Origin of the sequence: Tenacibaculum sp. AHE14PA (genome assembly GCF_019278465.1) — a bacterium.
Classification (GTDB): domain Bacteria; phylum Bacteroidota; class Bacteroidia; order Flavobacteriales; family Flavobacteriaceae; genus Polaribacter; species Polaribacter bernardetii.
Genome location: NZ_CP058983.1, coordinates 1,880,380 through 1,900,055 on the forward strand (window position 1 = coordinate 1,880,380; position 19,676 = coordinate 1,900,055).

The following is a 19,676-nucleotide window of genomic DNA, read 5'->3' on the forward strand; positions in this document are numbered from 1 at the left end:
AAAACACCTTACTTTATAAAGTAAGGTGTTTTACAGTAGCGGGAACTGGACTCGAACCAGTGACCTTCGGGTTATGAGCCCGACGAGCTACCTACTGCTCTATCCCGCGATTTCGAGTGCAAATATACCGCTATTTATTCCTTCTATCCTAACAAAATAGCTTTTTAAAACAAACTTTTTCTTAACTACAACAATAACAGCTACATAAAAAAATTCTTATTTAATTGAAACAGCTTATCTTTGCCTCATGACACATAAAGCAGGATTTGTAAACATCATCGGGAACCCAAATGTTGGTAAATCAACATTAATGAACGCATTGGTTGGCGAAAAATTATCAATCATCACTTCTAAAGCCCAAACTACAAGGCATCGTATTTTAGGTATTGTAAATGACGATGATCATCAAGTAGTTTTTTCTGACACTCCAGGAATTATTAAACCTGCTTATGAGCTGCAGCATTCTATGATGGATTTTGTAAAAGCTGCTTTTGATGATGCCGATGTGTTAATTTACATGGTTGAAGTTGGTGAAAAGGAATTAAAAAACGAAGCTTTCTTTAATAAGATAATTCACAGTGAAATCCCTGTCATATTATTATTAAATAAAATTGATAAATCATCACAAGAAGAGGTTGAAGAAAAAATTGAGTACTGGAAAAACAAAGTACCAAATGCCTTTGTATATGTAATTTCTGCCTTAGAAAGATTCAATATCGATTCTGTCTTTACCAAAATTAAAGAGTTATTACCAGAAGGCCCTGCTTTTTATCCGAAAGATCAATTGACAGACAAGCCAGAACGTTTTTTTGTAAACGAAAAAATACGAGAGAAAATCCTAACACACTACAAAAAAGAAATTCCATACTCTATAGAAGTAGAAACTGAAGAATTTGTAGAAGAAGAAGACATTATAAAAATTCGCGCTATTATTATGGTTGAACGTGACACTCAAAAAGGTATTATAATTGGGCATAAAGGTGCAGCACTTAAACGTGTAGGAACAGAATCACGCAAAGACTTAGAAGTCTTTTTTGATAAAAAAGTATTTCTAGAACTTTATGTAAAAGTAAATAAAAACTGGAGATCCAATGAGCGTCAATTAAAACGTTTCGGATATAAAGATTAATTTATCTTTTGTAATAATAATTTTGTGAATTTTTTTAAACTATCCATTTGTTTTTTACCTGTAGCTTTCCCTAAACGTCCTACAAAGTAAAATATTACCCATATAATAGGCAAAACAACAAGCATTACAACAGGAAATACAGAAACCTTTTGTAAAGACCAATTACTGTATACTATTACTCCGAAAATTAAAAAAGCAATAGCCACAACGAAGTGTAAAAACATAAAAAATGTCCACACTTGTGGCTTCGGCCCAAATAAGCCTTTAACTAAAGAAGTTGTTTCAGACAGTTCTTCTATTTCGAGGTATAACTGAGGTGACCAAAAATGAGTTTCTTTTTTAGGCACATCAATAATTACATGATTGCCTACCATTCTCATTTCATATATTGATACATCCGATAAATGTTTTTTAATTTCACTTAATAAAACTACCGAATTCATATTAAAATCAATTTGAAATCTAGGTTTTAAAAAAATCTGATTATATAATTGATCCTTCATATTTTTATAATATTCGCCACAATGTAGTAAAAATACTATACTATTAAAAATTTCGCTTAATTTCATAACGTAAGTTGTATCTTTGCACAAATTTTTGCATAATGAGTAGTATTGTTGCCATTGTTGGAAGACCTAATGTAGGTAAGTCCACTTTATTTAACCGTTTAGTACAACGTCGTGAAGCTATTGTAGATTCTGTAAGTGGAGTTACAAGAGATAGACACTACGGAAAATCTGAATGGAACGGAAAGGAATTTTCTGTAATTGATACTGGTGGATATGTTGTCGGGTCGGATGATATTTTTGAAGGAGAAATACGCAAACAAGTACAGTTAGCTATTGATGAAGCTGACATTATAATTTTTGTAGTTGATGTTGAGCAAGGAATTACGCCTATGGATGCTGAAGTTGCAAAAATTTTACGCCAAGTTAAAAAGCCTCTTATTATGGCTGTTAATAAGGTAGATAATGCAATGCGTGATGCTGATGCTGTTGAATTTTACAACCTTGGCTTAGGTGATTACCACACCATTTCTTCTATAAACGGAAGTGGAACAGGTGAATTGTTAGATGCTGTTGCCAAAGAGATTCCTGAAGAAGAAGAAATTGAAGAGAATGAACTTCCTCGTTTTGCCATTGTAGGTCGTCCTAATGCTGGTAAATCTTCATTTATTAATGCTTTAATAGGAGAAGATAGAAATATCGTTACTAATATAGCCGGTACAACTAGAGATTCTATTGACACAAAATATAATCGTTTTGGTTTTGAATTTAATTTAGTAGATACTGCTGGAATTAGAAAAAAATCGAAAGTAAAAGAAGATTTAGAATTCTACTCTGTTATGAGAGCTGTTCGTGCAATTGAACACTGTGATGTTGCTGTTTTAGTAGTTGATGCAACTCGTGATTTTGAAGGGCAAGATGAAAAAATATTTTGGCTAGCAGAGAAAAACAAAAAGGGAGTTGTTATACTTGTCAATAAATGGGATTTAATTGAGAAAGAAACAAACACCATGCGTGATTTTGAAGCTAAAATAAGACAAACAATTGCTCCTTTTAGTGATGTTCCTATTATATTTACTTCAGTATTAACAAAGCAACGTATTTTTAAAGCAATTGAATCTGCTGTTGAGGTTTTTGAAAATAGAAAACGTCGTATTCAAACAAGCAAATTGAACGAAACTATGTTAGAGATTTTGGCTCAAAATCCACCTCCAGCAATTAAAGGGAAATACGTAAAAATTAAATACTGTATGCAATTACCAACGTATACTCCACAGTTTGCATTTTTCGCTAATTTACCTCAGTACATTAGAGACCCATACAAGCGTTATTTAGAAAATCAATTACGTGAGCGTTATAATTTTAACGGTGTACCTATTACCATATATTTTAGACAGAAATAAAATATTTTTAACATATATTAACTATTTTCAAAGTAGTTTTTTCATTTTCTTTGCCTGTTAATAAACTAACTCGCTATTAAAGAAAGATGAAAAAACTACTTTTACTTTTCACCCTATTACTTGCTACAAACATGCTAGCACAATCTTATCAATTTAAAATATCCGGTAAGATAAATTCAAAAAAAGAAAAAACGCCAATTGAGGCTGCTACAATTCATATAGAAAAAGTAAAAGACAGTACAGTTGTTTCATACACAATATCAGATGACAACGGAAATTTTTCTTTAGAAGGAAAATCATATAACAAAAATTTAAAGTTATTTATATCATATATCGGAATGAATACCTTTACGAAAGTTATTTCATTAGATAAAAAATCAACTTTCGAGTTAGGAAATATTAACTTAGAAGAAGAAAGTAATTTACTGAATGAAATTGTTGTTACCTCTAGAGCTCCTATTACTATTAAAACAGACACGTTAGAGTTTAATGTAAAGTCTTTTAAAACAAAGAAAGATGCTAACGTTGAAGATTTATTAAAAAAACTACCTGGCGTAGAAATTGATGAAAACGGTAAAATTACCGTTAACGGAAAAGATGTAAATAAGATTTTAGTAAACGGGAAACCTTTTTTTGGAAATGACCCTAGTATTACTACAAAAAATCTGACAAAAGATATTATTGAAAAAGTTCAGATTACAGATACAAAATCAAAATCTGAAGCTTTTTCTGGTGAAAAAGGAGATGCAAACAACAAAACGATAAATCTAACCATTAAAAAAGAAAATAATAAAGGTTGGTTTGGTAGAGTATCTGGTGGTGCAGGAACCGATAAACGTTACGAAGGAGCAACAATGGTAAATCGCTTTGACAACGATCAACGTTTTAGTGTTTTGGCAAGTACAAACAATATAAATTCACCTGGATTTAGTTTTGGTGAAATTCAAAAAATGTTTGGCGGTGGAAATAACTGGATTGGTGGCAACGGTAGCTTTAGCATTAACGGTAGACGTTTTGGTGGAGGTAGCGGAATTGTAAAATCTAAAACTGCTGGAGCAACATATGCTGATCAATACGGAAAAGGAGTTGATGTAAATGCTAACTATTTTTACTCAGGTAGTTCTTCTAATGACGCTTCTAAAAGCAATAAAGAATACACGCTTCCTGATAGAAAATATTTTACGAATGCAACCTCTACATCAAATGATGAAAATCATAACCATAGTGTTAGTACGGAATTCGATATCGAAATAGATTCAACTTTTTTAATTAACATAAGTCCTTCTTTTGTTTTTAACAAAAGAGAAGGAAATAATCGTAGAGAGGAAGAATCTTTAAGTGAAAGCAATGTTCTTACCAACAATTACACGAGTAATTCATTTGCTAAATCTAGTGCCAATAATTTTAAAAATACTATTGATATTACCAAAAAATTAGGCTCAAAAGGTGCGTTTATTAAGGCTTCGATTACAAATCAAATAGATGAATCTAATACTGATGAAATAAACAAATCAACTATTGAAGTGTTTGGAAGTAACCCAAGCTCTGAAACTAGAGATCAAGAAAGTACCATATCAGATAATTTAGTAGGCTTAAACACCATGGTAACATATCGTTTTCCTTTAGTTGCAAAGAAATTCTTTTTAGACGCTAAATACAGTTATCAAAGTGATGAAAGAGAGAATAAGCAAGATACATATGATTTTAATAATTCTTCGCAACAGTATACCGATTTTAATGAAAGTTTAAGTTCGGATTTTACGTATAATGACATCGCAAAAACACCTTCTCTAGAATTAATTTATAAAACAAAAAAATGGCGTTTTAATTTCGAGACAGGCTTTGTAAACAGAACTTTAGAGAACAACGACAAATTACGTCCTGAATTAAGTTTAAACAAAAAGTTTAATAACATCGCTTTAGATGCTGGTTTTAGATACCGATTTGACTCGAAAGCTTCTATATATTTAGATTACCGTTTAACAAACAGAGTACCTGGTATTAACCAAATTCAACCTTTCGAAAACGTTAGTAATCCATCAAATATAATTACTGGTAATCCAGAATTAAAACCAGCACAAAATCACAGAGCTTATATTAATTTCAACAAATTTAATTGGCAAGCTAGTACAGGTATTTATTTATATGTTAGTGGTAGTATGTTTAAGAATCAAATTATTTCTAACACATCTATTTCTGATGAATTTATAAGAAACTCAACTTACGAAAATACTGATGGTGGATATGATCTTTGGGGAGGTGGTAGTTATAGTAAAAAAGTAAAGTTAGATTCTATTACCACATTAAAACTAAGAGCTGGCTCTAATATTAGTGTCTTTAAAAACTTTAACATTGTAAATAACATAAAAGAAGGAGCGCAAACAAGTGCTTTAAGACCTAACTTAGGTGTAACTTTAGATTGGAACAAACTTATCTCTATCGAAACACGTTATGATGTTTCTTTTTCTAAAACTAAATATGATATAAACACCAATCAAAATCAAAATTTCACAAGCCATTCTTTAACCATAAGAACAAAAACAAACTTTCCAAAAAAATTAGAATGGAGAAACGATGTTAAATACACTTACAACCCTAATGTTGTTGGTTTTAATAAATCTGCTTGGTTTTGGAATGCTACATTAGCGTACTCTGTACTAAAAGACCAAGGAACTATAAGTTTAAAAGGATATGATTTATTAAGTCAAAATACAAATGCACAACGTAGAGCCACTTCTAATTATATTGAAGATTCTGAAAGTACTGTGTTAGAAAGATATTTTATGCTAGGCTTTAGTTGGAAATTTAATAGTTTAGGTAAAAAAGGAAAAATACGAGATTATAATATGCGTTTTTAATCAAAGAAATACATCACAAAAAAGTCCTTATTTTAACAAGGACTTTTTTTATACTCATTGTTTAACGAAAGCGGTAGTAACCAAAAACTACTAACTCAGTACAATTTTGTAAATTTGCAATAGTTTAATAAACAATTCATGGAAGTTAGAGCATTAAAAGCGTTTAAAAACATCAATTTACCTTTACAGCTAAATATTAGTTTTGAGAAAATTTATAATATGCTTAAAGAATATGCTAGCCATGACTTCAAAGAACATCCTTTTAATGCGTCTGCAAAAATAATCATAAAACAAGTTGAGAAAAATCCAGAGCTCATCTCGGGATTTTCTGATATAACGCTATTAAAAAAACACGAAGCTATTATTGATCTTCTATTAGAGGCTTTATTTCCCGAAATATTAACTTTAAATGAAATTAAAGCTGCCACAATACCTTTTTCTTTTACAACTTTTAAATTCACAAAACGCCTAGAGAATATACTTAAAAATGCAGGAAATGATTATGAATTAAAAGTTAGAGACCTAGATGATGATAAAATGTACATAATGGCATGTACGTTTATTTTAAACACCGTATATCAATACCCAATAGATCTAAAACGTCCTTTTTTCTTTGATATTCCTGATAAGGAAAACAATTTAATAAAACATTACAGAGTTGCCTTTAATGGTGATTTTATGGATATTTCTCCTACTAATACTGCTCCTAAAATTACTCAAAGCGATATTAAAGTTCTTTTAGATAATTATAATAATATTGATGTTTGGAAAGAAAAATTCCCTCCTGAAAGCTACATTTTTAAAGGCTTTGGCATTATGAATTTATTTGATGTAACTGCCGATGAAAATATTTCATCAATAAGAACCAGTTTACTGCAAAAAGACGATGGCAGTATTGTTGAAAAACTTCGTAAAGATTTAAGTGAATTTTATAATATTAAAGATCTAAAAGTTGGTTTTTCTGTATTCGATACTTCTGATTTATCTTTACAATCCACACGTATTAAAAAATCTGAAAGTATTATTCTATTAGATCATGAAAAAAGAATTTCATGTGATACTTTTTTTTGTAGCTCTATAGTTTCTAAAATTTTTAAAGCTCAAGAAATAATTGCTATTTCTGATGTCGAAAACTATGGAGAAGCTACAAAAAACAATCCTTTTTCTAAACGATTAAAAGAAAAAAACATAGGAAGTGTTTTACTAATTCCTATAAAAGCAAGTGATAGTAATGATTTAGCACTTTTAGAAATTGCCTCTCCTAGAGCGTATGAATTAAACTCTGTTAATCAACAAAAACTAACAGATATTATTCCAGTTTTTAAAGCCGCCATAGATCGCTCATCCGAAGAATATATAAATATTTTAGAAGCTACAATTCAAAAGCATTACACTTCTTTACACCCAACTGTAAAGTGGAAATTTTATGAGGCTGCAGAGCAATATCAATACGATCTTTATTCTAAAAAAGAACATGTAAAGATTGAACAAATCGTATTTAAAGACATATACCCTTTATATGGTCAATCAGACATAAAAGGATCATCCTTCGCTAGAAACGAAGCCATTAAAGAAGATTTAATAACACAACTTACATTAGCTATATCTGTACTTAAAAAAGCATGTGAATCAGAAAGACTACCAATATACAATGAGTTAATGTTTCGTTTAAACGAATACATAACCGATGTTCTTAAAGGATTAAAGGCTGGTGATGAAGTTGGCATACTAGATTTCATGAAACGTGAAATCTACCCTGTTTTTAAACACATTAAAGAAATCAATAGTCATTTAACAACTATTGTAGGCACTTATATAAATCGTTTAGATGACAACTTACATGTTGTATACGAAAAACGAAAAGCTTACGAGCAAAGCGTAACGCTATTAAATGACAAACTAGCAAAATTCATCGATTTAAAACAAGAGAATGCGCAAGCTATGTTTCCCCATTATTTTGAACGTTATAAAACAGATGGTGTTGAATATAATATGTATATCGGGCAATCTTTAACCAAAGAAAAGAAGTTCGACGAGCTTTATCTTTACAACCTTCGCTTATGGCAATTACAAATAATGTGCGAGATGGAAAACGTTGCGAATACAGCTCGTAAATCTATGCAGCATGACTTGCAAGTAGCTTCTTTAATATTAGTTCATAGCAATCCATTATCTATAAAATTTAGAATGGATGAAAAACAATTCGACGTAGATGGTGCTTACAATATTAGGTATGAGATTATAAAAAAACGAATTGATAAAGCACACATTAAAAAAACTAAAGAACGCCTAACTATTCCTGGTAAAATAGCAATCGTATACTCGCAAGATAAAGATGCAGTAGAATATATGAAGTACATTAGTTTTTTACAATCTAAAAAATTACTCGGAAAAGTAGAAACACTAGAGTTAGAAGATTTACAAGGTGTATCTGGGCTTAAAGCTTTGCGTGTTGAGGTTATTTATCAAGAAAATTTTAATAGCGAAAAAACAATATCTATTGATGAATTGATGCAGGAATTTAAACAATAAATTATCTATTTTCTTAATCTCTTATAACAAACCAACACTAGTATCTTGTATTTTAAAGGCTACTGCAAAAGCAATTACACTTACAATTATACCAATCATAAAAACAGTATAAGTTGTTCTTAACAGCTTATACTTTCTGTTTAAAACAAGCCCTAAAAAATATAAATCTTTAGTAAGAGAACCGTATAGGTAATCACGATCTTTCATCATCTCTTCCATCCCCCACTCAAAATCTTGCAAATTCATTTGATGAAAATTTCCGAAGAATAATAAGTTTACTTTTTTATTCGCTACATCTTCCTTAGTAAATTTACCTTCTGTAACATTAGGGCGTGTTGCCATTATTGATAAAATAATAGAAGCAACAGTAAATGTTATAAAAATTAACGAAGGAATAATTAAATAATGATTAGAGGTATTATCTAATTTCGGAATTAAAGTAGACAGCGCCATAGAAATAATAATAGCATTTACCGACAGTAAAATATTTGCCTTAGTATCTGCAATATCACTTAAAGTTATATGATTTCTTAAAGCCACACGAAACATTGTTTCTATACCTCGTTCTGGTAACGCTACTTTATTTTTTTTAAAATCTAATGCAGCCTTTTTTTGTTTTATTTTTTTGTTTTCCTGAGTTCTTTTTTTCTGTTTTTTTAATAGTTGTGCTAAATTTTTACCTCTAGCTTTACCCCAATTCTTGGCTGCATAAACAGTATAATACTTATGGCTTGTTAAAAAAAGAATGTTCTCTGTATTCCATTTCGAATCAGAGATTATATAATCTTTAGTTAGCTCCCACTCTTTTCTTAATAAAGAAGTATAATCCGTAAAATTCTTGCTTCCTATATGAGCACAATCAGCATCACAAATTATTTTCTCTAGTTCAGATTCTGGTTGTACCCCCACCTTAGTAGCCAAAATTATTTTAGAAATTTCAGCAATTTCAATCTCAGAAACCTTTTGTTTCTGTAAAAAACCTTCAGCAATTTTCACGCTTTCTTCTTCGTGATTTTCAATAGATTTTATGTATCCAACATCATGAAACCATGCTGCTAATAGTAATTTATGAGCTGATTTTTCTTCGATTTCAAGACCCTCTATTATTTCTTTTGTTTTATCTACTACATGTTGCGTATGAAATACACTATGATATACAAATGATGGATTTAATTCTTCATTTAATAGATTCGTAACAAAATTTTCTGCTTCTTTTAATAAATTTTCCATCAAAAAGGTTTTTGCTAAATTAAAGATAATTTTTAACTATTATTAAGTGTAAGTTTGAAGACTTAAAACCGACTATACTCTTGTTAAGTTCCATTAACATATAGTACATAGTCAGTTTACAAATTGATTCTGTGCTATATTTTTTGTCTAAATCTAAATAAAAAAACTATTATGTTAAACTGGAAAAAAATTATTCATTTTGCTGTAAGTAAAAACCCAACTCCAACAAAAAGGGTTGAAAAAACTGAAATTGAATGGAAAGAATTATTAACTCCAGAACAATTTAGAGTTACGCGATTAAAAGGAACTGAACGCCCTTTTTCAGGTGAATTATGTACTACTTATGATGAAGGCCAATACAATTGTATTTGTTGCAACACTCCTTTATTTGACTCTACTATTAAATACGACTCAAGTTCTGGTTGGCCGAGTTTTACACAACCTATTACCGAAAATGCAATCAAATACCATAAAGATAATACACTAGGAATGGTTAGAGTAGAGATTTTATGCAATACTTGCGATGCACATTTAGGACATGTTTTTCCTGACGGACCAGAACCTAGTGGATTAAGATATTGTGTTAACTCCGAATCTATGCAAATAGGTGAAAAATAATTACGCTACTTAATAAAAAAGAAGAAAAAATGACAATTAAAAATATGCAAACTACCACTTTAGGTGGTGGATGTTTTTGGTGTACCGAAGCTGTTTTTCAAAAAGTAAAAGGAGTTAAAAAAGTAGTGTCGGGTTATGCTGGCGGAAATGTTCCTGGTCACCCAACCTATCGTGAGGTTTGCTCGGGCTTAACCGGCCATGCAGAAGTTATACAAGTTACTTTTGATGCTGCTATTATTTCTTACGAAGATATTTTAGTTATTTTTATGACAACACACGACCCTACAACCTTAAACCAACAAGGAGCAGATCGTGGAACTGAATACAGATCTGTAATTTTTTATCATAACGATTCGCAAAAAGTAATGGCTACTGAAGTTTTAAAACAAATACAGCAATACTACGAGAATACAATCGTTACAGAACTAAGTGCTTACACCAATTTTTATGAAGCTACTCAAGAGCATCAAAATTATTATCTAGAGAACACAAAACAAGGATATTGTAGTTTTGTAATTGAACCAAAGCTTGCAAGATTACGTAAGCTACATGCTGATAAACTAAAGTAATATGCTTATTAAGTTATATGGTGCAGAAAGATGCCATAAAACACAACATTATAAAACATTTTTTAAAACGCGTAATATAAGTTACGCGTTTTTTGATGTTGAGTTAAATGAAATTTTTGCAGAAGAATTAAAAAATCTGTACGAAAGCAGAAAGCTTAATTTTCCAACAATTACAATTGATAAGAAAAGACTTCGGAACCCGACAGATAAAGAGTTAAATAAATGGATAGAAAAACTAAAATAGCATTTGGCGGGGGCTGCCATTGGTGCACAGAAGCAGTATTTCAATCGTTAATTGGCGTTGAAAAGGTAGCTCAAGGTTTTGTTGCTTCTACTAATAAAAACAACACCTTTTCAGAAGCTGTTATTGTTACTTTTAATTCTAATAAAATTACAGTAAAAACATTAGTAGAAATTCATTTACACACTCATAAAAGTACTTCGCAACATTCTATGCGAAAAAAATATCGTTCTGCTATTTATGTATTTCCTGAAAATAAAAAAAAGGAAATTCAGCTAATAATTGATAATTTACAAGCTGATTTTCAACAAAAAATCATTACACAAATATTAGAATTTAAAGAATTTAAATCGTCAGAAAATCAGTTTAAAAATTATTACTATTCTAATCCAGAAAAACCGTTTTGTGAAACATTTATCAATCCAAAACTACAATTTTTACGAACTCATTTTTCTAAACTAGTAAACACAAAAAAATTAAATATTACAACTGCCTAATTATGAAAAACACAAAACTAAATATCATCAATAAAAAAGGGCATAAATTACAAGCTTATTTAGAATTGCCTGCTAATCAAAAACCTAATTACTATGTGATTTTTGCACATTGTTTTACGTGTAGCAGTACTTTAGGTGCTGTTAAAAATATTAGTCGCTCTTTAACGCAACATGGTTTTGGTGTTTTACGCTTCGATTTTACAGGTTTAGGTCGCAGCGAAGGTGAGTTTTCTGAAAGTCATTTTTCTGCAAATGTTGATGATCTTATATCTGTAAATGATTACATGACCGAACATTATGACGCTCCTTGTTTATTGGTTGGTCATTCGTTAGGCGGTGCAGCTGCAATCGTAGCTGCTTCTAAATTAAATAACATCAAAGCAGTTGCAACTATTGGTGCTCCTTCTAGCGTGAGTCATGTTAAACATTTATTTTCTCATGGAATTGAAAATATAAAAACAGCTGGTGATGTTGAAGTAAACATTGGTGGAAGACCTTTTAAAATCAATCAAGAATTTGTGTCTGATTTTGATAAAACTAATCTACCTGAAATAACAAAAAACTTAAGAAAACCTATCTTAATATTACACTCTCCTGTCGATACTATTGTTGGTGTTAATAATGCACAAGAATTGTATTTAAGTGCGCATCATCCCAAAAGTTTTATAAGCTTAGATGATGCCGATCATTTACTATCAAACTCAAAAGACAGTATTTATGCTGGTAACTTAATTGGTACTTGGTCTGAACATTATTTTCCTAAACAGGAGAATAAAATGTTAGAAACTAACGGAGAACAATTAGTTGGACATTTAAATTTGAATGAAAATAATTTTACGACAAATATTCAATCTAAAAACCACACATTAATTGCCGATGAGCCGGCTTCAGTTGGAGGAGATAATTCTGGTCCCTCTCCTTACGAATATTTAAATACAGCACTAATAGCTTGTACCGCTATGACGTTAAAAATGTATGCAGAACGTAAAAAATGGGATTTACAAGAGGTTTTTGTTTACGTAACACATTCACGAAAACACAGTGATGATTTAGGTATTGAAACCGAAAAACCAACTTATTTAGATCATATTAGTAAAAAATTAAAGTTTGTTGGTAATTTAGACGAAAAGCAGCAAAAACGCTTAACAGAAATAGCTTCTAAATGTCCTGTTCACAAAACCTTGGCTAGTGAAGTTATTTTCGATACAAGTATTATCGAACATTAAATAAATGCAACCATAAGTATTATTTAAGATTTTAAAACTACCTGAAGTCAAAATCTAAAGGAAATAAAGCCTTAAAAGCTCCTGAAAAGATTTGTCTTAACTATTAGAAAAAAGAAGAAATAGGTTTTTTCTAAAATCAAAGTCTATAATAGTACTCTAACACATAATATTTATAACAATTTCATAAACGAAGTTGCTAAAAATCAAATAAAACCACATTAAAAGAAGATGCTTTAGTATCTGAAACTTGTAAAATTTCACATTAATAATTTTCATCCAATTATCTTTGCCCAATGAAACTAAATATTCAAGACACTTTTAATAACGAATTACCTGCTGATAAAATTATAGGAAGTGAACGCCGACAAGTTTTAGACGCTTGCTTTTCGTATGTTCAACCTACAAAAACAGCTAATCCAACATTAATTCACGTTTCAAAAGAAATGTTAGAAGCCGTTGGTTTATCTGAAGAAGATACAAAATCTGATGATTTTCTAAAAGTTTTTACAGGAAATAAAGTGTTCGAAAACACGCATCCGTTTGCGATGTGTTATGGCGGACATCAGTTTGGTAATTGGGCAGGACAGTTGGGCGATGGTCGTGCTATTAATTTGACCGAAGTTGTACACAATAATAAACGTTGGGCAATTCAATTAAAAGGCGCTGGTGAAACTCCGTATTCTCGAACCGCAGATGGCTTAGCCGTTTTACGCTCTTCAATTAGAGAGTATTTGTGTAGCGAAGCCATGTTTCATTTAGGCGTTCCAACCACCCGCGCACTATCATTAAGTTTATCTGGTGATGAAGTTTTACGAGATGTTTTATACAACGGAAATCCTGCGTATGAAAAAGGAGCAATTGTAGCTCGTGTGGCACCAAATTTTATTCGTTTTGGTAACTTTGAAATTTTATCTGCAAGACAAAACCATCCTACTTTAAAAAAATTGGCAGACTATACTATCAAACATTTTTATCCTGAAATTACATCCGAAGGAAAACAAAAATATCTCGATTTCTTAACAGCAATAAGAAATAAAACCATCGATATGATTGTGGATTGGCAACGCGTTGGTTTTGTACACGGAGTGATGAATACCGATAACATGTCGATTCTCGGATTAACAATCGATTTTGGACCTTACGGATGGCTAGAAGGCTATGATTCTGGTTGGACACCTAATACAACAGACAATCAACACAAGCGATATCGCTACGGAAATCAGTCGCAAATCGGACTATGGAATTTATTTAAACTCGCAAATGCTTTGTATCCGCTTATTGAAGAAGTAGCTCCTTTACAAGATATTTTAGATGTATATTCTGATATTTATAATGCGAAATATCACGAAATGATGAAATCTAAATTAGGTTTATTTTCTGATGATGAAAACGACAAAGAGTTAATTGGCAGGTTAGAAGAAACTTTACAATTAACAGAAACCGACATGACTATTTTCTTTAGAAATCTATCAACTATTACTACAAAAGATGATTTCGAAAGCGCTATTAAAAAAATTGAAATTGCTTTTTATACAATTGATGAAGTAAAAGATGAAATTAAAAATCATTGGGTAGATTGGTTTAATCGTTATTTAAAAAGACTACAACAAGAAACTTTTTCTGACCAAGAAAGAAAAGAAAAAATGGATTTAGTAAACCCAAAATATGTACTTAGAAATTACATGGCTCAATTAGCAATTGACGCCGCTGATAAAGGGGACTATAAATTAATTGATGAATTATATGAATTATTAAAAAATCCGTATTCAGAGCAATTAGAACATAAAAAATGGTTTGCAAAACGACCAGAATGGGCACGCCATAAAGTTGGCTGTTCTGCTTTAAGCTGTAGTTCTTAAAAAAAGAGTAACTTTAGGTCGACTTATAATTTTTATATGAAACTTAAAAGCAAATGGTTTGTGGCCTTACTCTTAATTATAACAAGTTTTGTTATCGCCGCAAATTTAAAAAAACCTCAACCTAAATACACCGCAGTAACTTCGACCACTACAAACGAAGATAACTTTAATAAAATGATGGATGTCCTTACGCACAAACGCTGTATGAATTGCCATCCTAATGACAATATACCAAAACAAGGTGAAGATTCCCATCCTCATTACTTTGGTATGTCTAGAGGAACCAATAACTTAGGTTTCGAAGCCACAAAGTGTACAACTTGTCATCAAACAGAAAACAATAAATATTCTGGAGTTCCAGGTGCACCTGAATGGTCTTTAGCTCCTCCTGAAATGTTTTGGGAAGGGTTAGATAGATATCAAATTGCAACATCAATGATGGATCCTAAACGAAACGGTGGTCGAACACCTAACGAAACAATGCATCATTTAACTGAACATGAGCTCGTTTTGTGGGCATGGAACCCTGGTGTAAATGCCGAGGGAATTCAAAGAGAATTACCTCCTGTTTCATTAGAAGAATATAAAAAAACCGTAAAACAATGGTTTAAAGACGGAGCCATAATTCCTAATAAACCAACTAAATAATTATGAAAATAACATTCGAAGTAAATAACCAATCAAAAACTATTACTATTGATGATGGCAATACACCTTTACTTTGGGTGATTAGAGATATGCTTAACTTAAAAGGAACCAAATTTGGTTGTGGTAAAGCCGCTTGTGGTGCCTGTACCTTACGTGTTGATGATGAAGCTGTTCGTTCTTGCTCTTTTCCGGTTAAATTTGCAGAAGGTAAAAAAATAACGACTATTGAGGGTTTAGGAACCGAAGAAAATCCTCATCCCGTTCAACAAGCTTGGGTAGAAGAAATTGTTCCTCAATGTGGTTATTGTCAACCTGGTTTTATGATGGCAACTGCCGCTTTATTAAACGAAAATCCAAACCCTACAAATGATGATATCGACAAAAACATTGTAAATATTTGTCGTTGCGCTACGTATTACAGAATGCGAAAAGCAATTCATCGTGCAGCAGAATTAAATAATACTAATCTTTTAAAATCATAAATTATGAGTGCTAAATTATCACGTCGTAAATTTTTGGTTCGAGGAGCTCTAGGTACTATAGGTGTTGTTGCTGTAGGAACCTATTTATTCAGAAACCCTATACGTAGAGAAGTTTTAGGATATTTAAATTCGGCAGAATCTCCTTATTCAGGAAGCGGAATGGAACCAATGATATGGTTTGAAATTACAAAAAACAACACCATTATTTTACATTCTCCAAAGGTAGAAATGGGACAAGGAACCTTTACCGGTTTGGCGCAAATTGCAGCTGATGAAATAGGTGTCTCTATAAAACAAATTGATGTTGTGCATGCAGCAACTGCTACTGGTAATTTAGATTCTTTCGCCACAGGCGGAAGTACTTCTATTGCTAGTTTATGGCAACCACTGCGTGAATTAGCAGCTACAACTCGCGAAATGCTAAAGATAGAAGCTGCTAAAAAATTAGGTATTGAAGCTAGTACTTTAAAAGCAAATAAAGGTGTTTTTTCTGACGGAAATAAAACAATGTCTTTTTTAGAAACCACTAAAGATCTTACCGATTGGAAAATTCCTGACACACCAAAACTAAAAGATATTAGTGACTATAAATTTGTAGGAAAACCAATACCACGTATAGATTTAAATGCAAAAGTTTTTGGAAATCCGATTTTTGGAATGGATGCAGAAATGCCAAATATGTTACATGGTGCTGTTGTTCGCGCAACACATATTGGAGCAAAATTTATAAGTGCAGATACTACTGATGCTGAAAAATTACCAGGAGTTATAAAAATTATTAAAGAAGATGATTTTGTAGGTGTAGTTGCTAATTCTTACATAGAAGCTTTAAATGCTAAAAACGCTATTAAGGTTAAATGGGAATATAACAACACTTTAAACACTGAAAATATTGAAGAAATGATGAAAGTTGGTAAAGGAAATCCAACTATCATTCAAAAAATAGGCGATGATATAGAGGATGAAGCAAGTATTTCGATGGAATTTAAAAGTCCGATTGGAGCACATGCACAAATGGAGCCTAACGGAGTTTTAGCTTTTGTTGAAGGAGATAAAGCAACTATTAAAATCTCTACACAAGTAGTGGCTATTACTCGAAAAGAAGTTGCTGCTCGTTTAAATATTAATGAAGAAAATGTTAATGTAATCCCCACTTATTTAGGTGGTGGGTTTGGACGCAGATTACACACGCCACATGCTGTTCAGGCAGCTGTAATGTCGAAAGCAGTTGGTAAGCCTGTAAAGTATTTTTTCACCCGAAAAGAAGAGTTTCAGCACGATATGTTTCGTCCGCCAACACATCATGTTGTAAAAGGAACCTTAAATTCTGATGGTATGATAAAAGCTATACGTCACGATTTTTCTAGTGGAGATGTTGCTATAGATTCGGCAATACTACCAGGTTTTGTAAATACTATTTTAGGTGCCGATATTGGTGCTATTCGTGGTGGGTTTTGCCAATATGGTTTAATACCCAATATCCGTGCAGTTTCTTGGCATGTAAAACTACCTTTTGCAACTAGCTGGTGGCGTAGTTTAGGACTATTAGCAAATACTTTTGCATGGGAAAGTATGATGGATATTTTAGCAGAAAAAGCAGATAAAAACCCTATTGATTTCCGCTTAGCTCATATTCAGGATGATGAAAACGGAAAACGATTAAAAGCAGTTATTAAAGCGGCTAAAAAAAGTGCTAATTATAAAAATGAAGCAGAAAACGGTCGTGCAATGGGTTTCGCCGCCTCTACAGATGCAGGAACACCTTGTGCACAAATTGCTGAAGTTTCTATAGAGAACAATCAAATTAAAGTACATAAAGTTACCTGTGCTATGGATCCCGGAATCGCAGTAAATCCGGATCAAGTAAGAGCGCAATGTGAAGGTGCAATTATAATGGGTATGAGTGCTTCTATGCATGAACAAATGTTTGTAGAAGAAGGTCAATTACGCCCAACAATTTATGGCCCTTATAATATGGCTTTAATGAAACATGCTCCTAAAGAAATTAATGTTATTTTGCTGCAAGGTATAGATAAACCAAGCGCAGTTGGCGAACCTCCTTTAGGTCCAATTGCTGCAGCAGTTGCAAACGCTGTTTATCGACTAACAGGAAAACGATTAACTTCTTTACCTTTAAAATTAAGTTAATACATGACCCACGAATTCAAAGAAATTATACAGCAGGTTATTTTAAATCAACAAAACGGAATACAAAACGTATTAGCTACAGTAGTTGACTTAGACGGTTCTTCGTATAGAAAACCCGGGGTTAGAATGCTACTATCTGACGACGGAAAAATGATTGGAGCCGTTAGTGGTGGCTGTGTAGAAAAGGAAGTACAACGAAGAGCGCAATCGGTTTTTAGAGATCAAAAATCAAAAGTTATAACCTACGATGGGCGTTATCGATTAGGCTGCGAAGGTGTTTTATATATTTTATTAGAACCTATTAAAATTTCAACAACGTTCATAAATGCTTTTTCTGATAGTTTATCCAATAGAAAATCATTTAAAATTGAATCTTTTTACAAAAAAGAAGATGAAATTTTTGGAGATTTTGGTTCTATAATTCAGTTTAATAGCAACTGTAAATTTACTTTTCACAAAGATTTTAAATCAACTAAAAAAAATGAATCACTCGTTTTCGAACAAACACTAAAACCTTTATTTCGCTTATTGATTATTGGTGGAGAGCACGATGCTGTAAAATTATGCTCACAAGCAACACAACTAGGTTGGGAGGTAGATGTGGTTACCTCTATTAACGACCCAAAAGAATTAGTAGATTTTCCAACAGCAAAATCGGTAGTAGCACAAACACCAGAAATTATTGATTTAGATGATATTAATGAACACACAGCAATTGTAATAATGAATCATAATTTTACGTATGATTTACGTTGGCTCGTAAAATTACAAGAACAAAACCCTGTTTATATCGGAATTTTAGGTGCTGCAAAACGACGTGAAAAATTACTAAATGAATTATTTGATTTCGCTCCTGAAATAAGCGATACATTTTTAGACAAAATACACACACCTGCCGGTTTACATATTGGTGCAGAAACTCCGGAAGAAATTGCTTTATCTATTTTAGCTGAAATCTTATCTGTAGTTCGTAAAAAGGAAGTTTTTTCTTTAAAAAAAATTACAGGAAAAATTCATACCTGATTTCAAAATACGTCATTGCGAATGTAATGAAGCAATCTCTCACTAAATAAAACAGATTACTTTACTCGTAATGATAGTAAAAATTGAAATTCCGTTTAAAATAATACTAATCAAGAATGCAAAAAATTGCAATACTAATACTTGCTGCAGGAAGTTCTTCTCGCATGGGAATCGCAAAACAAATACTTCCGTATAAAAAAACCACGTTATTAGGTTGGACAATTGAACAAGCAAAAACATCAAAAGCGAACGCCATTTTTTGTGTTTTAGGGGCAAAGGAAGCAATAATTAAAGAAAAAATTGATCAATATAAAATTGAAACCATTTTTAACGCTGATTTTAAAAACGGACTAAGCACAAGCATTGTAGCTGGAGTAAACCATATAATTGCTAAAAATTTCGATTCCGTTTTAATTACGCTAGCCGATCAACCAAATATAAACCCGAAGTATTTAGATGAATTGATAATTACATCTAAAGAAAATCCGAAGAAAATAATAGTATCTAATTATGAAACAAAAAGAGGTGTACCTGCAATTTTTCCAAAAAAACATTTTAATCAATTATTAAATTTAAAAGGAGATAAAGGCGCTTCACTTTTTCTAAACAATAATGTACCTGAAACTATAAAAATGCCTCTTTTTAATTTAATTGACATTGATACTAAGGAAGATTATCAGAAACTAATCAATAAATAGTATTTTTAC

At 31.6% G+C, this 19,676-nt stretch carries 17 protein-coding genes and 1 tRNA gene; 15 read left to right on the plus strand and 3 right to left on the minus strand.

Annotation, left to right across the window (positions count from 1 at the left end):
• Positions 1 to 36: 36 nt before the first annotated feature.
• Positions 37 to 109: transfer RNA gene (locus H0I30_RS08625), tRNA-Met, on the minus strand.
• 138 nt (positions 110 to 247) lie between these two features.
• Between H0I30_RS08625 and era the strand changes: the two genes are divergently transcribed.
• The gene (era, locus tag H0I30_RS08630; RefSeq protein ID WP_218771463.1) at positions 248 to 1,129 is read left to right on the plus strand and encodes a GTPase Era; all 882 of its coding nucleotides are present in this window, start codon (positions 248 to 250) and stop codon (positions 1,127 to 1,129) included.
• Here the strand turns inward: era and H0I30_RS08635 are convergent.
• Positions 1,126 to 1,632 carry a GTP-binding protein gene (locus H0I30_RS08635; RefSeq protein ID WP_218771464.1) on the minus strand — a complete coding sequence of 169 codons (507 nt, stop codon included), beginning with the start codon at positions 1,630 to 1,632 and terminating at the stop codon, positions 1,126 to 1,128. The genes era and H0I30_RS08635 overlap by 4 nt on opposite strands.
• Before the next feature lie 101 nt (positions 1,633 to 1,733).
• Between H0I30_RS08635 and der the strand changes: the two genes are divergently transcribed.
• The 3 genes from der to H0I30_RS08650 all read left to right on the plus strand — a co-directional run bounded on the left by der (position 1,734) and on the right by H0I30_RS08650 (position 8,428).
• Positions 1,734 to 3,038 carry a ribosome biogenesis GTPase Der gene (gene der / locus H0I30_RS08640; RefSeq protein WP_218771465.1) on the plus strand — a complete coding sequence of 435 codons (1,305 nt, stop codon included), beginning with the start codon at positions 1,734 to 1,736 and terminating at the stop codon, positions 3,036 to 3,038.
• 86 nt (positions 3,039 to 3,124) lie between these two features.
• The gene (locus H0I30_RS08645) at positions 3,125 to 5,896 is read left to right on the plus strand and encodes a TonB-dependent receptor (protein WP_218771466.1); all 2,772 of its coding nucleotides are present in this window, start codon (positions 3,125 to 3,127) and stop codon (positions 5,894 to 5,896) included.
• A 138-nt stretch (positions 5,897 to 6,034) separates the two neighbouring features.
• Complete coding sequence (locus tag H0I30_RS08650; RefSeq protein ID WP_218771467.1) at positions 6,035 to 8,428, plus strand: GAF domain-containing protein; 2,394 nt, start codon at positions 6,035 to 6,037, stop codon at positions 8,426 to 8,428.
• A 21-nt stretch (positions 8,429 to 8,449) separates the two neighbouring features.
• On the opposite strand, the gene H0I30_RS08655 is transcribed toward H0I30_RS08650, so the two are convergent.
• Positions 8,450 to 9,658, minus strand: coding sequence for a Pycsar system effector family protein (locus H0I30_RS08655; RefSeq protein ID WP_218771468.1), 1,209 nt, complete (start codon positions 9,656 to 9,658; stop codon positions 8,450 to 8,452).
• 171 nt (positions 9,659 to 9,829) lie between these two features.
• On the opposite strand from H0I30_RS08655, the gene msrB reads away from it, so the two are divergent.
• The 11 genes from msrB to H0I30_RS08710 all read left to right on the plus strand — a co-directional run bounded on the left by msrB (position 9,830) and on the right by H0I30_RS08710 (position 19,667).
• Positions 9,830 to 10,276 carry a peptide-methionine (R)-S-oxide reductase MsrB gene (msrB, locus tag H0I30_RS08660; RefSeq protein WP_218771469.1) on the plus strand — a complete coding sequence of 149 codons (447 nt, stop codon included), beginning with the start codon at positions 9,830 to 9,832 and terminating at the stop codon, positions 10,274 to 10,276.
• Between the two features lie 29 nt (positions 10,277 to 10,305).
• On the plus strand, positions 10,306 to 10,845 hold the full coding sequence (gene msrA / locus H0I30_RS08665) for a peptide-methionine (S)-S-oxide reductase MsrA (RefSeq protein ID WP_218771470.1): 540 nt from the start codon (positions 10,306 to 10,308) through the stop codon (positions 10,843 to 10,845).
• A gap of 1 nt (position 10,846) precedes the next feature.
• Positions 10,847 to 11,089: a glutaredoxin domain-containing protein gene (locus H0I30_RS08670; RefSeq protein WP_218771471.1), complete on the plus strand. Its 243-nt coding sequence runs from the start codon at positions 10,847 to 10,849 to the stop codon at positions 11,087 to 11,089.
• The gene (locus H0I30_RS08675) at positions 11,068 to 11,583 is read left to right on the plus strand and encodes a peptide-methionine (S)-S-oxide reductase (RefSeq protein ID WP_218771472.1); all 516 of its coding nucleotides are present in this window, start codon (positions 11,068 to 11,070) and stop codon (positions 11,581 to 11,583) included. Before H0I30_RS08670 ends, H0I30_RS08675 begins: the two co-directional genes overlap by 22 nt.
• A gap of 2 nt (positions 11,584 to 11,585) precedes the next feature.
• Positions 11,586 to 12,809: a bifunctional alpha/beta hydrolase/OsmC family protein gene (locus H0I30_RS08680; RefSeq protein ID WP_218771473.1), complete on the plus strand. Its 1,224-nt coding sequence runs from the start codon at positions 11,586 to 11,588 to the stop codon at positions 12,807 to 12,809.
• Positions 12,810 to 13,102: 293 nt separating this feature from the next.
• A complete protein-coding gene (locus tag H0I30_RS08685; RefSeq protein WP_218771474.1) occupies positions 13,103 to 14,668 on the plus strand; it encodes a YdiU family protein in 1,566 nt (521 codons plus the stop codon).
• A gap of 36 nt (positions 14,669 to 14,704) precedes the next feature.
• Positions 14,705 to 15,316: a hypothetical protein gene (locus H0I30_RS08690; RefSeq protein WP_218771475.1), complete on the plus strand. Its 612-nt coding sequence runs from the start codon at positions 14,705 to 14,707 to the stop codon at positions 15,314 to 15,316.
• 2 nt (positions 15,317 to 15,318) lie between these two features.
• Entirely contained in the window at positions 15,319 to 15,798 is a 480-nt protein-coding gene (locus H0I30_RS08695; RefSeq protein ID WP_218771476.1) for a (2Fe-2S)-binding protein, read from the plus strand.
• A 3-nt stretch (positions 15,799 to 15,801) separates the two neighbouring features.
• Complete coding sequence (locus tag H0I30_RS08700) at positions 15,802 to 17,946, plus strand: molybdopterin cofactor-binding domain-containing protein (protein WP_218771477.1); 2,145 nt, start codon at positions 15,802 to 15,804, stop codon at positions 17,944 to 17,946.
• Positions 17,947 to 17,949: 3 nt separating this feature from the next.
• Positions 17,950 to 18,969, plus strand: coding sequence for an XdhC family protein (locus H0I30_RS08705; RefSeq protein ID WP_218771478.1), 1,020 nt, complete (start codon positions 17,950 to 17,952; stop codon positions 18,967 to 18,969).
• A 116-nt stretch (positions 18,970 to 19,085) separates the two neighbouring features.
• Complete coding sequence (locus tag H0I30_RS08710; RefSeq protein WP_218771479.1) at positions 19,086 to 19,667, plus strand: NTP transferase domain-containing protein; 582 nt, start codon at positions 19,086 to 19,088, stop codon at positions 19,665 to 19,667.
• Positions 19,668 to 19,676: the final 9 nt, after the last annotated feature.

Coding starts and splice junctions, on each gene's coding strand:
- msrB (WP_218771469.1), top strand. CDS start 9,830: ATGTTAAACTGGAAAAAAATTATTCATTTTGCTGTAAGTAAAAACCCA.
- H0I30_RS08695 (WP_218771476.1), top strand. CDS start 15,319: ATGAAAATAACATTCGAAGTAAATAACCAATCAAAAACTATTACTATT.
- H0I30_RS08655 (WP_218771468.1), bottom strand. CDS start 9,658: ATGGAAAATTTATTAAAAGAAGCAGAAAATTTTGTTACGAATCTATTA.
- der (WP_218771465.1), top strand. CDS start 1,734: ATGAGTAGTATTGTTGCCATTGTTGGAAGACCTAATGTAGGTAAGTCC.
- H0I30_RS08700 (WP_218771477.1), top strand. CDS start 15,802: ATGAGTGCTAAATTATCACGTCGTAAATTTTTGGTTCGAGGAGCTCTA.
- msrA (WP_218771470.1), top strand. CDS start 10,306: ATGACAATTAAAAATATGCAAACTACCACTTTAGGTGGTGGATGTTTT.
- H0I30_RS08650 (WP_218771467.1), top strand. CDS start 6,035: ATGGAAGTTAGAGCATTAAAAGCGTTTAAAAACATCAATTTACCTTTA.
- H0I30_RS08670 (WP_218771471.1), top strand. CDS start 10,847: ATGCTTATTAAGTTATATGGTGCAGAAAGATGCCATAAAACACAACAT.
- H0I30_RS08710 (WP_218771479.1), top strand. CDS start 19,086: ATGCAAAAAATTGCAATACTAATACTTGCTGCAGGAAGTTCTTCTCGC.
- H0I30_RS08705 (WP_218771478.1), top strand. CDS start 17,950: ATGACCCACGAATTCAAAGAAATTATACAGCAGGTTATTTTAAATCAA.
- H0I30_RS08685 (WP_218771474.1), top strand. CDS start 13,103: ATGAAACTAAATATTCAAGACACTTTTAATAACGAATTACCTGCTGAT.
- H0I30_RS08635 (WP_218771464.1), bottom strand. CDS start 1,632: ATGAAGGATCAATTATATAATCAGATTTTTTTAAAACCTAGATTTCAA.
- H0I30_RS08680 (WP_218771473.1), top strand. CDS start 11,586: ATGAAAAACACAAAACTAAATATCATCAATAAAAAAGGGCATAAATTA.
- H0I30_RS08645 (WP_218771466.1), top strand. CDS start 3,125: ATGAAAAAACTACTTTTACTTTTCACCCTATTACTTGCTACAAACATG.
- era (WP_218771463.1), top strand. CDS start 248: ATGACACATAAAGCAGGATTTGTAAACATCATCGGGAACCCAAATGTT.
- H0I30_RS08675 (WP_218771472.1), top strand. CDS start 11,068: ATGGATAGAAAAACTAAAATAGCATTTGGCGGGGGCTGCCATTGGTGC.
- H0I30_RS08690 (WP_218771475.1), top strand. CDS start 14,705: ATGAAACTTAAAAGCAAATGGTTTGTGGCCTTACTCTTAATTATAACA.